Source organism: Pseudomonas sp. GD03862 (genome assembly GCF_029840855.1).
Classification (GTDB): domain Bacteria; phylum Pseudomonadota; class Gammaproteobacteria; order Pseudomonadales; family Pseudomonadaceae; genus Aquipseudomonas; species Aquipseudomonas alloputida.
In genome coordinates, this window is record NZ_JAOCDI010000019.1 from 37090 (window position 1) to 52010 (window position 14921).

Sequence of the window (14921 nt, forward strand, 5' to 3'; positions counted from 1 at the left end):
TAATATGAAAAACTACAAGATTTGTACCCATTGTATCATGGATACCAGTGATCCAAATATTCGCTTTGATCAGCATGGTGTTTGCGAGTACTGCGCCAACTTCGAGAGTGAAATCAAGCCCAATTGGGACACTGGCGCGCATGGCGAGTCCCAATTGATGGCGCTGGCAGAAAAAATCAAGAAGCACGGTAGAGGCAAGGATTTCGACTGCATCATCGGTTTGAGCGGCGGCCTGGACAGCTCCTATGCCGCTTACATAGCCAAAAATGTCATGGGGCTGAGACCGTTGCTGTTCCACGTAGATGCGGGATGGAACACTGATCAGGCTGTTGGCAACATCGAGCGCTTGGTCGACGGGCTCGGCCTGGATCTCTACACCGATGTAATCAATTGGGAAGAAATGAAGGACCTTCAAGTGGCCTTCTTGCGCTCGCAGATTTCCGACCAGGATTTACCGCAGGATGCAGCCTTCTTCTCTTCGCTTTACAAGTTTGCACGCAAGCACAAGATAAAATATGTCTTGACCGGCGCAAATTACTCGACGGAGTGCTGCCGTGAGCCCGAAGAGTGGGGCGGCTATCCAGGGATCGATAAGACATTATTCAATGACATTCATGGACAATTCGGAAAGCGATCACTGAAGAGCTTCCCGCTAGTTGATATCCTTACCTACAAGATTTTTTACCAGCGCATTCTCGGCATGCAGATTGTCAAGCCTCTGAATCTCGTGCCCTACGTCAAGGCGGATGCAGAAGCCACGTTGGAGCGCCTGTTCGGCTGGAAGCGATTCAAGCATAAGCACCACGAGTCACGCTTCACGCGTTTTTACGAAGATTACTGGATGCCGCGCAAGTTTGGCTACGAAAAGCGCCGCGCGCATTTCTCCAGCCTGATCATGACAGGCCAGCTGACGCGGGAGGCGGCCCTTGAGCGGATTGCCAAGCCTGAGATGGACGAAAACTTCCTGAAATCGGAGTTCGAGTACGTCGCGCACAAGCTGGACTTGACTGTGCCTGAGCTTCAGGGCATTTTTGAAGGTCAGAACAAGACCTTCCGTGACTACAAAAACAAACGTTTCCTGATCGGCATTGGGGCGAGAGTGCTCAGCGCCATCGGATTGGAAAGAAGGCTGTTCAGATGATTACCATCATTGATTACGGCTTGGGCAACATCCAGGCATTCGTCAACGTCTATAGACGCTTGCACATTCCGGTATCGGTTGCGCAAACCGCAGCGCAGTTGGACGGCGCAACCAAACTGATCCTCCCCGGCGTCGGCGCCTTCGACCACGCGATCGAACGGCTGGATGCCTCTGGCATGCGTCCTGCTCTCGAAGCGCTGGTACAGCAGCACAAGGTGCCTGTGCTTGGTATCTGTGTGGGTATGCAAATTCTCGCCAACAGCAGTGAGGAAGGGCAACTGGCAGGCCTGGGCTGGGTACCTGGGTGCGTTCGGTCCTTCAAGTCCGTCCCGAACCTTGCAGATCTGCCGTTGCCTCACATGGGTTGGAATGATGTGGCTGCACTCAACGACAACTCCTTGTTTAAAGGCTTCGAGGATGAGGCGCGGTTCTATTTCCTGCATTCGTTCTTCTTTGAGTGTGAACAGGAGCAGCACCGGGCAGCGATCTCATCCTACGGGCTTGAGTTCAGCTGCGCCGTTCAGGCCGGGAACGTCTATGGCGTTCAGTTCCATCCTGAGAAGAGTCACCACTTTGGTGTCGGCTTGCTGAAAAACTTCGCGGAACTGTGAGCGGAAACTGACAAATGCTAAGACCACGGATCATTCCATGCCTGCTCATCCAAGACGGTGGGCTGGTGAAGACGGTCAAATTCAAGGACCCGAAATACGTCGGAGATCCCATCAATGCGGTGAAGATCTTCAATGAAAAGGAAGCCGATGAACTGATCGTGATTGATATCGATGCCACTGCCCATGGTGTCGAGCCCAACTATACCCAGATCGCCAAGCTTGCAGCCGAGTGCCGCATGCCACTGTGTTATGGCGGGGGTATCCGCACTGCAGAACAAGCCAAGAAGATCATCCAGTTGGGCGTCGAGAAGGTGGCCATCAGTTCAGCTGCGCTCGATAACCCTCGGCTGGTGACCCAGATTGCCGAGGAAATCGGCACCCAGAGCGTCGTGGTAGTACTGGACCACAAATCGCGCTTGTTGAGCAAGCATCAGGAAGTATGGACGCACAACGGCACGCGCAATACCAAGCGTAACGTCGTTGAAGTTGCACAAGAGCTGGAAAAGCTTGGTGCCGGTGAGATCGTGCTCAACTCCATTGAGAACGATGGGAGGATGAAGGGCTATGACCTCGAGCTGGCCAGCAAGCTGCGGGCCGCGGTGCATATTCCTATCACCATACTGGGTGGGGGAGGGTCACTCGAAGATATGGCCAGCGTGGTCAAGGCGTGCGGTGTGGTAGGCGTGGCAGCAGGCAGTTTCTTCGTATTCAAGGGGACCTATCGAGCTGTGCTGATCAGCTACCCAACTGCCCAGCAGAAAGACGACATCATTTATTCCGCTCTACGAGCCCGCTAACTTCCAACGTGCGTCGCAAGGGTCAGATCATATGTTCAAAGGTAAGAAGCTCCTCATCACCGGTGGCACGGGGTCTTTTGGCAACGCTGTGCTCAAGCGGTTTCTCGATAGCGATATTGCTGAAGTGCGAGTTTTCAGCCGCGACGAAAAGAAGCAGGACGATATGCGCAAGCGCTACGACAGCGCCAAGTTAAAGTTTTACATCGGCGATGTTCGCGATTACCAGAGCGTGCTGAACGCCACGCGAGGGGTCGACTATATCTTCCACGCTGCCGCGTTGAAGCAGGTACCTTCCTGCGAGTTCCACCCGATGGAGGCTGTGAAGACCAACGTCCTCGGCACCGAGAACGTCCTTGAGGCAGCGATCCAGAACGAAGTACAGCGTGTGGTCTGCCTCAGTACCGACAAAGCGGTATATCCGATCAATGCCATGGGTATTTCCAAAGCCATGATGGAAAAGGTCATGGTGGCAAAGTCGCGCAACCTCGACCAGACCAAAACGGTCATTTGCGGTACCCGCTACGGCAATGTCATGGCATCGCGCGGGTCGGTGATTCCGCTATTCGTCGAGCAGGTTCGCGCAGGCAAGTCATTGTCGATCACAGACCCGAACATGACTCGTTTCATGATGACGCTGGCTGACGCTGTGGACCTGGTTCTGTATGCCTTCGAGCACGGTAACAACGGTGACCTGTTCGTACAGAAAGCGCCTGCTGCGACGGTCGAAACCTTGGCCATTGCATTGACCTCGCTGCTTGGCAAGCCCGAGCACCCTGTGCAGGTTATCGGTACCCGTCATGGTGAAAAACTCTACGAGGCCCTGCTCAGTCGTGAGGAGATGGCCTGTGCCGATGACATGGGCAACTACTTCCGGGTACCGCCAGACCTGCGCGATCTAAACTACAGCAAATTCGTTGAGCAAGGTGAAGAGAAGATCTCAAGGACTGAAGATTACAATTCGCACAACACTGAACGCCTAGACGTTATAGGCATGCAAGCATTGCTGCTCAAGCTCGAATTCATTCAGGCCATTCAGCGTGGCGAACATGCTACTCCGGAGGAATGAGTGATGAAGGTTCTGGTTACCGGCGGCAATGGCTTTATCGCGCGCAACCTGCTGGTTCACCTCAAGGAACGTAAGAACATCGAGGTGACTTTGTTTGTCCGCGGCGATGACCTGGGCACCTTGAACCGCAAGGTCGCCGAAGCGGATTGCATCTTCCATCTGGCAGGTGTAAATCGCCCCCAGGACCCCGCGGAGTTCGACAGCGGCAACAGCGAACTGACTCAGCAGCTATGTGATGCAGTCAAGGCTTCCGGGCGCAAGATACCGGTGGTGTACTCGTCATCCATTCAGGCGGAGCGTGACAATCCATATGGTGTCAGCAAGCTCGCGGCTGAGCGGGCTTTGACGACCTTGGGCCAGCAGAGCGAAAGCCCGGTTTACATCTTCCGGTTGCCCAACGTATTCGGGAAATGGGCACGACCGAACTACAACTCGGCCGTTGCGACCTTCTGCCATAACATTTCCCACGACCTACCTATCCAGATTCACGACGAATCTGCAGCATTGAACCTGGTCTATGTAGATGATGTGGTCAGCAAATTTCTCGCCATCATGGATGGAGAGGTGCCGAACAGCGGCCTGGTAGAGGTCGAACCGATCTACAGCACTACCGTAGGCGAGTTAGCGAAGCAGATACGCCGCTTCCGTGACAGCCGTGCCACCCTGGTTACCGAGAACGTGGGCGTGGGTCTGGTCAGAGCGCTGTACTCCACTTATCTGAGCTACCTGCCGCCATCTGCATTCACCTATGAGGTACCCAAGTACGGCGACCCGCGTGGCGTTTTCGTAGAAATGCTGAAAACCCCCGAAGCCGGGCAGTTTTCCTACTTTACGGCACACCCAGGCATTACACGTGGCGGTCACTATCATCACTCGAAAACCGAGAAGTTCCTAGTCATCAAAGGCAAGGCTAACTTCCGCTTCCGTCAGGTAGTGACAGGCGAGTTTTACGAGCTGCAGACCAGCGGTGAGTCGCCGACCATTGTCGAGACGGTACCAGGCTGGACCCATGACATCACCAATATCGGTGATGACGAGATGATCGTCATGCTTTGGGCCAATGAAATCTTTGACCGTGAACACCCAGACACCTATGCACTGCCGGTCTGCCCTTGACCCGGCTGGGCTAGGAATGAGAATTGTATGAAAAAGCTCAAAATCGTCACCGTTGTTGGAACACGTCCAGAAATCATTCGCTTGTCTAGGGTCCTGAGTGCGCTCGATGAACACTGTGAACATGTGCTGGTGCACACCGGGCAGAATTACGACTACGAACTGAACGAGATTTTTTTCCAGGATCTGGGCATTCGTAAGCCGGATCACTTCCTGAACGCAGCAGGTGCTTCCGGCGCCGAAACCATCGGTAATGTGATCATTGCGGTGGATCGTGTGCTGGCTGAGGTTAATCCGGAGGCTTTGCTGGTGCTGGGCGACACCAACAGCTGCATGGCTGTGATCTCGGCCAAGCGGCGTAAGATCCCTACCTTCCACATGGAAGCTGGCAACCGTTGTTTCGACATGCGCGTGCCCGAAGAGATCAACCGCCGCATCGTGGACCATACCGCTGACATCAACCTTACCTACAGCACCATCGCGCGTGACTACCTGTTACGCGAAGGCCTACCAGCCGATCGCGTCATCAAGACCGGTAGCCCGATGTTCGAAGTGCTCAACCATTACCGCGACGGTATTGAGGCGTCCGATGTGCTTGAGCGGCTTGGGCTTGAGGCGGGTAAGTTCTTTGTGGTCAGCGCGCACCGCGAAGAAAACATCGATTCCGACAAAAACTTCCTCAAGTTGGTCGATGCACTCAATACCGTTGCCGAACAATTTGATTTGCCAGTTATTGTTTCTACCCACCCCCGCACCCAAAAGCGCGTCGACGTGATGGGGGTTACGTTCCATGCCAATGTACGCTTGCTGAAGCCCTTGGGTTTCAAGGATTACAACAAGCTGCAACTCACCTCCAAGGCGGTGCTGTCGGACAGCGGCACCATCAACGAAGAGGCGTCGATACTCAACTTCCCAGCCTTGAATATCCGTGAGGCTCATGAGCGCCCTGAAGGCATGGAGGAAGCGGCTGCGATGATGGTCGGACTTGATGCCGAGCGGATTCTGCAGGGGCTGAGCATTCTCGAAAGCCAATTGCGCGGCGAGCAGCGCAGCCTGCGATTGGTGGCCGATTACAGCATGCCGAACGTTTCGGACAAGGTGGTGCGTATCGTTCACAGCTACACCGACTACGTTAACCGCACAGTATGGAAACGGTACTGAACCTGTGGAAGGCATACCCGAGAAGAAACTGAAGGTGCTGGTGGTCAGTCAGTACTTCTGGCCAGAGAACATGCGTATCAATGACATGGTTCGTGACCTCACGGAAAAGGGCCACGAAGTCACGGTGCTGACGGGGTGGCCAAACTACCCCGAGGGCAAAGTTTTCCAGCGATACAAGGATAATCCTGACCAGTTCTATAACTACGAAGGGGCCGAAGTCGTCAGGGTGCCACTGGTACCCCGTGGCAAGCGCAGTATCCAGTTGATACTAAACTACCTTTCATTCGTGCTATCGGCATCTGTGCTGGGGCCACTCAAGCTCAGAGGAAAACAGTTCGATGCCATATTTGTTTATGCGGTGTCGCCGATTCTTGCCGCGATTCCCGCAGTGGTGCTTCGCCGTTTGAAGCGCGCGCCGTTGTTCATCTGGGTGCTCGACTTGTGGCCGGAAACGCTGCGCGCGGTGAATGTCATCCACAATCCCAAAGTGTTGGAACTGGTGGGTTTGGCTGTTTCCTGGATCTACAACCGCACCGATTACCTATTGTTGCAGTCTCACGGCTTTTTCGACAACGTGCGCCGTTATTGCACAAAGCCCATCGATGCAGATCGCCTAGTGTACTTCCCAAGCTGGGCCGAAGATGATTTTTCGGCTCAGGTGCTTGAGACTTCGAAGCTGATTAAACCCGATGATGCGACGTTCACCGTGGTGTTTGCCGGTAACTTGGGGGAAGCACAGGATTTTCCGGCAATTCTCGATGCTGCAGAGGTGTTGCGTAGCCAGGTTTCGGTGCGTTGGGTGATCGTTGGGGATGGTCGTATGAGTAGCTGGCTCGAGGAGCAGGTACGCAGCCGAGGGCTGGACAACATTTTGCTGCTCGGACGACATCCGTTGGAAGAAATGCCGCCGCTGTTTGCACAGGCTGATGCTTTGCTGGTGTCCCTGCGGACCAATGACGTCTTCGAGAAGACTATTCCCGGCAAGGTTCAGGCATACCTGGCATCCGGCCGCCCGATACTCGGCATGATCAACGGGGAAGCCGCGCGCGTGATCGAGTCGTCTGGGGCAGGGTTCGCCTGCGAATCGGGAAATGGCGGCGGGTTGGCCAATATTACCCGGCAGCTGGCGGAGCTAACTGCGGCACAACGCCAGCAGATGGGCACGGCAGGGCGGCAATATTACGAACAGGAGTTCGCTCGGCCTGCGCTGTTGACGCGACTGGAACGCCTTTTTAGCAACGCCACTATGAGAAGGTCAGGACGATGAGCCACAAGGTTTTTCTCACCGGAGCCAGCGGCTTCGTCGGGAGTGCAATTTTGCGCAGGCTCGTGGCTGATGGGACCCCCGTGACTGCTGCTGTCAGGCGGGGGAGTGCAGCGCCGTCTCCGTTGGTACGGAGCGTACTGTTCCAGTCGTTCGAACAAGATAACGATTGGGGGGGGGCACTGACAGAGTGTGATGTTGTGGTCCATAGCGCAGCGCGTGTTCATGTGATGAATGACACCGAGGCCGACCCGTTAGCAGCCTTTAGAAGAGTCAACGTAGAAGGGACATTGGCACTGGCCCGCCAAGCCATTGCGGCAGGGGTTAAACGGTTTGTGTTCATCAGTTCGATCAAAGTGAACGGTGAAGGTACCCTGCCTGGTAGACCTTATTCCGCCAATGACACCCCGCTGCCGCAAGATCCGTATGGCGTTTCAAAGCTGGAGGCTGAAGTGGCCTTGCAGGCGCTCGCAAGGGAATCTGGCCTTGAGGTGGTGATCGTGCGCCCGGTGCTGGTGTACGGGCCAGGTGTAAAGGCCAACTTCCTTAATATGATGCGCTGGCTCGACCGAGGCATCCCTCTGCCGTTTGGGGCCATACACAATCGACGAAGCCTGGTAGCTCTGGAGAATCTGGTGGACTTGGTTGTCACGTGCATTGGTCATGAAGCGGCAGCCAACCAGGTATTTTTGGTCAGTGATGGAGAGGACCTTTCCACTACCGAGTTGCTGCGGCGTATGGCGAAGGCGCTGGGCAGACCGGCGCGATTGCTGCCGGTACCGGCAGGCTTGCTGAGTGCTGGTGCCAAAGCGCTCGGCAAAGGTAGTTTGTCTCAGCGCCTATGTGGATCGTTGCAGGTGGATATCAAGAAAACACGCGATTTGCTCGGCTGGTGCCCCCCGGTAAAGGTGGATACTGCGCTTCAAGCTGCCGCCAGGCACTATCAGGAATACGATAAGAAATGATGCTTTTGTGGTTTCTTCCGGCCATATTGATTATGTCACTCTTGATGACAGCGGGCTTGCGCCGCTATGCGCTGGCGCGCAGTGTCATGGACGTGCCCAATGCACGTAGCTCGCATACAGTCCCCACACCAAGGGGCGGCGGCGTGGCTATTGTTCTGACGTTCCTGCTGGCCATGATTGGCCTCATGCTGTCAGGTACCGAACAGATCAATACGCTGCTGGCGGTGGGGGGAGCAGGGGCATTGATCGCGGTCATTGGTTTCATGGATGACCATGGGCATATTGCTGCTCGCTGGCGACTGCTCGGGCACTTCGTTGCGGCTGCCTGGATGCTTGGTTGGCTGGGTGGGCTGCCACCACTGGTAATGTTTGGCTGGACGCTGGAGCTGGGCTGGTTTGGGGGGCTGCTGGCTGCTTTCTATCTGGTGTGGTTGCTTAACCTGTACAACTTCATGGATGGTATTGACGGCATTGCCAGCGTCGAAGCCATTACTGCGTGCCTTGGCGCGGCGTGGCTTTACTGGCTCGCAGGCCTCGGCGGTACCGCTGTGTTGCCGTTGCTGCTGGCAGCGTCGGTGTCAGGCTTTCTTTACTGGAACTTTCCTCCTGCGAAGATTTTCATGGGGGATGCAGGCAGCGGGTTCATCGGCATTGTGCTGGGCGGGCTTTCGCTACAGGCAGCGTGGGTGTCCCCCCCCATGTTTTGGTGCTGGCTGATTTTGCTGGGGGTATTCATTGTTGATGCAACCTATACCCTTGTGAGGCGTTTGCTGCGCGGCGACAAGGTCTACGAGGCTCACCGCAGCCATGCTTATCAATTTGCCTCGCGCGCTTACGGCAAGCACCTGCCGGTTACTGTCGCGGTAGCTGCCCTCAATGTCTGCTGGTTGCTGCCTATTGCATATTGTGTTGCCCAGTTGGGCCTGGATGGCGCGGTGGGGGTGGTGCTGGCCTATGTGCCATTGATATTGCTGGCGATACGGTACCGTGCGGGCGACCTGGAAAATTGACACTAGAGTAATGGGACAACGGATTGTCGGTTGACAAATGGAAGGCATTTAGAGGGGTTATGGGAATAGTGCGAAAAAAACTGCTTGCTCTGCCTCGTCGGCACAAGCGCATGTTGCAGGTGCTGACCGATATCGTGTTGATATGGGTCGCTCTGTGGATGGCGTTTGTGGTGCGTCTCGGTATCGAAGAGCTGGCCAACCCCATCATCGACCACTCGTGGTTGTTCCTGTGTGCCCCGGTTGTGTCCATCCCGCTGTTCATTCGTTTTGGTCTGTACCGCGCCGTCATGCGCTACTTCGGCAACGACGCTCTGATTGCCATCATCAAGGCCGTTACGCTGTCCGCGCTGCTTCTGGGGTTCATCATTTATTGGGCCAGTAACCACCAGAACGTCGTGCCACGCTCAATCACCTTCAACTACTGGTGGCTCAGCCTGATCATGATCGGCGGGCTGCGTCTGGCCATGCGCCAGTACTTCCTGGGCGACTGGTTTGCCGCAGCCGCGCAACATGTACCGTTCGCCCAACGTGACGATGGCCTGCCCAAAGTCGCCATCTATGGTGCAGGTGCCGCCGGTAACCAGCTGGTGGCTGCCTTGCGCATGGACCGGGCCATGCGCCCTGTGGCGTTCATCGATGACGATCCCAGTATCAGTGATCGCGTGATTGCAGGGCTGCAGGTCTACCGTCCAGAGCAACTTGACCAGATGATCAACGTGACGGGCGCCCAGGAAATTCTGCTGGCCATCCCTTCATCCACGCGCACCCGTCGCAGGGAGATTCTCAACTTCCTGGAAGGCTATCCGCTCCATGTTCGCAGTGTGCCGGGCATCATGGACTTGGCCAGCGGCCGGGTGAAAGTCGATGATATTCAGGAGGTCGACATTGGCGACTTGCTGGGGCGGGATACAGTGCCTGCCCAGGCTGACCTCCTGGAGCGCTGCATTACCGAGCAAACGGTGTTGGTGACCGGGGCTGGTGGTTCCATTGGTTCAGAGCTTTGCCGGCAGATTTTGGGGCAGACGCCCAAGTACTTGCTGCTTTTCGATCACAGTGAATTCAACCTCTACAGCATCCTCTCCGAGTTGGAGCAGCGTGTTGCCCGTGAATCCCTTACGGTCAGCCTGGTACCCATCCTGGGCTCGGTGCGCAACCAGTCCCAGCTTCTGGACATCATGCGCACCTGGCACGTCGACACTGTCTATCACGCAGCCGCCTATAAGCACGTGCCGATGGTGGAGCACAACATCACCGAAGGCCTGATGAATAATGTCATCGGCACACTGCACACTGCCCAGGCCGCGTTGCAGGCCGGAGTTGCCAACTTCGTGCTGATTTCCACCGACAAGGCCGTGCGCCCGACCAATGTGATGGGCAGCACCAAGCGCCTGGCCGAGATGACCCTGCAGGCGCTGAGCCGCGAAGTGGCGCCGGTGCTGTTTGGCGACAGCAGCAACGTTTCGCAGGTGAACAAGACCCGCTTCACCATGGTGCGCTTCGGTAACGTGCTGGGCTCATCGGGGTCGGTGATTCCACTGTTCCACAAGCAGATCAAGGCGGGCGGCCCGCTTACCGTCACCCACCCCAAGATCACCCGCTACTTCATGACCATTCCCGAGGCCGCGCAGCTGGTAATTCAGGCCGGCTCCATGGGCAAGGGTGGCGATGTGTTCGTGCTGGACATGGGCGAGCCGGTGAAAATTGTGGAACTGGCCGAGAAGATGATTCACCTGTCGGGCTTCAGTGTGCGCTCCGAGCGTAACCCGATGGGTGATATTGCCATCGAGTTCACCGGGTTGCGCCCGGGGGAAAAGCTGTATGAAGAGTTGCTGATCGGCGATAACGTCATTGCGACCCGTCACCCGATGATCATGAGTGCCAACGAAGACTTCCTGCCCTGGGATACGCTCAAGGAGTTCCTGCGGCAGCTGATGGCGGCAGCGGCGGTTGATGACTTTGTGCGGGTACGGCAGTTACTGCGCGAAACCGTGAGCGGCTATTCGCCGGAAGGCGAGATTGTCGACTGGATTTACCAGCAGCGGCGCCTGGAGCCTTGACCTTGCTTTGCAGGTAAACCTGCTTCCACAGGGCCGCAGCGCGGCCCCTGTATCTCCGCCATTCCAGCCTGAATGTCACGTTGCCATCGTCTTCGCTCTCGAATCAACCGCCGACAGGCTAGAATCCTGAAAGTGGAAGCGCAGACCCTGACAACGGAAGCAGACAAACATGACCATTCTGGTAACCGGCGGTGCAGGCTTTATCGGGGCGAACTTCGTTTTGGACTGGCTGGCCGGCGATGACGAACCCGTGGTCAACCTGGACAAACTCACCTATGCAGGCAACCTGCAGACCCTGAGCAGCCTGCAGGGCGACAAGCGCCATATCTTCGTGCACGGCGACATTGCCGATAGCCGGCTGGTCGCGGAATTACTGAATGCCCATCAGCCCCGCGCCATCATCAACTTTGCCGCCGAGTCTCACGTCGACCGCTCGATCCATGGCCCGCAAGCCTTCATCGAAACCAACGTCGTCGGCACGTTCCAGTTGCTGGAAGCCGCGCGTGCATACTGGGGCGGCCTTGATGAGCCGGCGCGGCAGGCATTCCGCTTCCTGCATGTGTCTACCGACGAAGTGTATGGCTCTCTGACTGCCGACGAACCGGCTTTCACTGAAACCCACCAGTACCAGCCTAACAGCCCGTACTCGGCCAGCAAGGCTGCCAGCGACCACTTGGTGCGTTCGTACTACCACACCTACGGCCTGCCGGTGCTGACCACCAATTGCTCGAACAATTACGGCCCTTATCACTTCCCGGAAAAGCTCATCCCGCTGATGATCGTCAACGCCCTGGCCGGCAAGCCACTGCCGGTGTATGGCGACGGTCAGCAGATTCGCGACTGGTTGTACGTAAAGGACCACTGCAGCGCCATCCGCCGCGTACTGGAGGCCGGCAAAGCTGGTGAGGTGTACAACGTCGGCGGCTGGAATGAAAAGCCCAACCTGGACATCGTCAACCGCGTATGCGCGCTGCTGGACGAACTGCGCCCACGCGCCGACGGCAAGCCCTACGCCGAACAGATCACCTACGTAAGCGACCGTCCAGGTCACGACCGCCGTTATGCCATCGATGCCCGCAAGCTGGAGCAGGAGCTTGGCTGGAAGCCTGCGGAAACGTTCGAAACCGGCATCCGCAAAACCGTGGCCTGGTACCTCGACAACCAGGACTGGGTGCAGAACGTGCAGTCTGGCAGTTACCGCGACTGGGTAGAAAAAAACTACGCAGGGCGTTCTGCATGAAGGTGCTGCTGCTGGGTAAGGACGGTCAGGTAGGATGGGAACTGCAACGCAGCCTGGCCCCACTGGGGCAGTTGCTGGCGCTGAACGCTCGCAGCCAGGCGTACTGTGGCGACCTGGCCAACTTGCCGGGCCTGGCCGAAACTGTCCGTGTCTATGCCCCCGATGTCATCGTCAATGCGGCGGCCTACACTGCCGTGGACAAGGCCGAGAGTGACCGTGAGCAAGCCTTCAAGGTAAACGCCGACGCCGTCGGCGTGCTGGCCCGCGCTGCCGCCCAATGTGGCGCGCTACTGGTACATTACTCCACCGACTATGTGTTCCCGGGGCAGGGCACCCAGCCTTGGCGCGAAGACGATGCCGTTGACCCATTGAATACCTATGGCGCCAGCAAGCTGGCCGGCGAGCAAGCGATCCAGGCTGCCGGTTGCCAGCACCTGATCTTCCGCACCTGCTGGGTGTATGCCGCACGCGGCAACAATTTCGCCAAAACCATGCTGCGCCTGGCTGCGGAGCGTGACAGCCTGGGCGTGATCGATGACCAGCACGGTGCCCCGACGGGTGCAGAACTGATCGCCGACATCACCGCCCACGCCATTGTCGCCACGCGCCGCAACCCATCCCTGGCTGGCCTGTACCACCTGGCCGCTGAGGGTGAAACCACCTGGTGCGGCTATGCCCGTTACGTACTGGAGCAAGCGGCGGTCCATGGCGTGCCGCTGAAAGCTCATGCCGAGAACGTCACCCCCTTGACCACAGAGGCTTACCCGACGGCGGCCATGCGGCCGGCCAACTCGCGTCTCGATACCCATAAACTGCAGAAGGCCTTTGCCCTGACCCTGCCAGACTGGCGCCTGGGTGTGGCTCGCATGCTGACGGAAATCCACGAGAAAGGACCACTATGAAGCGTAAAGGCATCATTCTGGCGGGTGGGTCGGGTACCCGCCTGCACCCGGCGACCCTGGCAATTTCCAAGCAACTGCTGCCGGTGTACGACAAGCCGATGATCTATTACCCGCTGACCACACTGATGCTGGCGGGCATTCATGACATCCTGATCATCTCCACCCCGCAAGACACCCCGCGCTTCGAGCAGCTGCTGGGCAACGGCCACCGCTGGGGCATCAACATCACCTACGCCGTGCAGCCATCTCCGGACGGCCTGGCCCAGGCGTTTCTAATTGGCGAAGACTTCCTCGGCAACGCCCCCACCGCGCTGGTGCTGGGTGACAACATCTATTACGGCCACGACTTCCAGCAGTTGCTGCGCAACGCGATGGACCGCCAGGGCAGCGCCAGTGTGTTCGCCTATCACGTGCAAGACCCCGAGCGTTATGGCGTGGTCGAATTCGACGGGCAAGGTAATGCCATCAGCCTGGAAGAGAAACCGGCCAAACCCAAGTCCAACTATGCCGTGACCGGGTTGTACTTCTACGACAACGACGTGATCGAGATTGCCAAAAGCATTCGGCCATCCGCGCGTGGTGAGCTGGAGATTACCGACGTGAACCGCGCGTACCTGGAGCAGCACCGTTTGTCGGTAGAGATCATGGGGCGCGGGTATGCCTGGCTGGATACCGGGACGCATGACTCGTTGCTCGAGGCAAGCGGGTATATCGCGACGATCGAGCGGCGGCAAGGGCTGAAAGTGGCCTGCCCCGAAGAGGTGGCATTCCGGCAGGGGTGGATCGATGCCCAACAGTTGGAGACGCTGGCAGCACCGCTGGCCAAGACCGGTTATGGCCAGTACCTGCTGCGTTTGATTCAAGGCACGGTTTATTGAGGTAACAACCTCGGTGGGGCGGGGCCGCCATTCCACGGGCGGTTCAAGCCTCGAAGGGGCCGGGCCTGCTGGCCAATTCCCACCCGCCGTTCACCGTTGCCGGCGCTACCGTATTCGCGGGTAAACCCGCTCCTACGCAGATTGGTGGTGGACACACCTCGGTGGCTGGGCACGGGCCGTCGTGTAGGAGCGGGTTTACCCGCGAAAGGGCCGCCCCTGCTGGCCAATTTCCACCCGCCGTTCACCGTTGCCGGCGCTACCGTATTCGCGGGTAAACCCGCTCCTACACAGATTGGTGGTGGACACACCTCGGTGGTTGGACACAGGCCGCCGTGTAGGAGCGGGTTTACCCGCGAAAGGGCCGGCCCTGCTGGCCAATCTCCACCCGCCATTCACCGTCGCAGCCGCCACCGTATTCGCGGGTAAACCCGCTCCTACGCAGATTGGTGGTGGACACACCTCGGGGGTTGGACACAGGCTGGTGGTGGACACAGGTCGGTGGGTGGGCACAGGCCGTCGTGTAGGAGCGGGTTTACCCGCGAAGGGGCCGGGCCTGCTGGCCAATTTCCACCCGCCGTTCACCGTTGCCGGCGCCACCGTATTCGCGGGTAAACCCGCTCCCACGCTGTGAACCATCCCTCACCCCAGGGTTTTCCCACCCCCACAACCCGCGTATCATCCGCACACACAAATCTGAACATTCCCACGCCAGTTCC

The 14921-nt window shown here is 57.5% G+C and carries 13 protein-coding genes; all 13 read left to right on the forward strand.

Annotated features, from left to right (window positions below; all coding sequences use genetic code 11):
• Positions 1-4 precede the first annotated feature (4 nt).
• The 13 genes from N5D53_RS14330 (at position 5) to rfbA (ending at position 14205) form a co-directional block, all read left to right on the forward strand.
• Positions 5-1141 (forward strand): N-acetyl sugar amidotransferase, encoded by a 1137-nt coding sequence (locus N5D53_RS14330; RefSeq protein WP_279840478.1) that lies wholly within the window; start codon positions 5-7, stop codon positions 1139-1141.
• Complete coding sequence (gene hisH / locus N5D53_RS14335; protein ID WP_104962353.1) at positions 1138-1752, forward strand: imidazole glycerol phosphate synthase subunit HisH; 615 nt, start codon at positions 1138-1140, stop codon at positions 1750-1752. The genes N5D53_RS14330 and hisH overlap by 4 nt, the downstream gene beginning before the upstream one ends.
• Positions 1753-1766: 14 nt before the next feature.
• Positions 1767-2549: an AglZ/HisF2 family acetamidino modification protein gene (locus N5D53_RS14340; RefSeq protein ID WP_104962352.1), complete on the forward strand. Its 783-nt coding sequence runs from the start codon at positions 1767-1769 to the stop codon at positions 2547-2549.
• 31 nt (positions 2550-2580) lie between these two features.
• A complete protein-coding gene (locus N5D53_RS14345; protein ID WP_104962351.1) occupies positions 2581-3615 on the forward strand; it encodes a polysaccharide biosynthesis protein in 1035 nt (344 codons plus the stop codon).
• Positions 3616-3618: 3 nt separating this feature from the next.
• Complete coding sequence (locus N5D53_RS14350) at positions 3619-4731, forward strand: NAD-dependent epimerase/dehydratase family protein (protein ID WP_104962350.1); 1113 nt, start codon at positions 3619-3621, stop codon at positions 4729-4731.
• 27 nt (positions 4732-4758) lie between these two features.
• Positions 4759-5889, forward strand: a complete 1131-nt coding sequence (gene wecB / locus N5D53_RS14355; RefSeq protein WP_104962349.1) for a UDP-N-acetylglucosamine 2-epimerase (non-hydrolyzing) — start codon at positions 4759-4761, stop codon at positions 5887-5889.
• Positions 5890-5902: 13 nt separating this feature from the next.
• Positions 5903-7156 carry a glycosyltransferase family 4 protein gene (locus N5D53_RS14360; RefSeq protein ID WP_104962911.1) on the forward strand — a complete coding sequence of 418 codons (1254 nt, stop codon included), beginning with the start codon at positions 5903-5905 and terminating at the stop codon, positions 7154-7156.
• Positions 7153-8118: an SDR family oxidoreductase gene (locus tag N5D53_RS14365; protein WP_104962348.1), complete on the forward strand. Its 966-nt coding sequence runs from the start codon at positions 7153-7155 to the stop codon at positions 8116-8118. Before N5D53_RS14360 ends, N5D53_RS14365 begins: the two co-directional genes overlap by 4 nt.
• Positions 8115-9128 carry a glycosyltransferase family 4 protein gene (locus N5D53_RS14370; RefSeq protein WP_266024509.1) on the forward strand — a complete coding sequence of 338 codons (1014 nt, stop codon included), beginning with the start codon at positions 8115-8117 and terminating at the stop codon, positions 9126-9128. Before N5D53_RS14365 ends, N5D53_RS14370 begins: the two co-directional genes overlap by 4 nt.
• 59 nt (positions 9129-9187) lie before the next feature.
• Complete coding sequence (locus N5D53_RS14375; protein WP_104962346.1) at positions 9188-11185, forward strand: nucleoside-diphosphate sugar epimerase/dehydratase; 1998 nt, start codon at positions 9188-9190, stop codon at positions 11183-11185.
• A gap of 169 nt (positions 11186-11354) precedes the next feature.
• Positions 11355-12425: a dTDP-glucose 4,6-dehydratase gene (rfbB, locus tag N5D53_RS14380; RefSeq protein WP_104962345.1), complete on the forward strand. Its 1071-nt coding sequence runs from the start codon at positions 11355-11357 to the stop codon at positions 12423-12425.
• Positions 12422-13327, forward strand: a complete 906-nt coding sequence (rfbD, locus tag N5D53_RS14385) for a dTDP-4-dehydrorhamnose reductase (RefSeq protein WP_198748386.1) — start codon at positions 12422-12424, stop codon at positions 13325-13327. The genes rfbB and rfbD overlap by 4 nt, the downstream gene beginning before the upstream one ends.
• Positions 13324-14205: a glucose-1-phosphate thymidylyltransferase RfbA gene (gene rfbA, locus N5D53_RS14390; protein ID WP_014592009.1), complete on the forward strand. Its 882-nt coding sequence runs from the start codon at positions 13324-13326 to the stop codon at positions 14203-14205. The genes rfbD and rfbA overlap by 4 nt, the downstream gene beginning before the upstream one ends.
• The last annotated feature ends 716 nt before the right edge of the window (positions 14206-14921 follow it).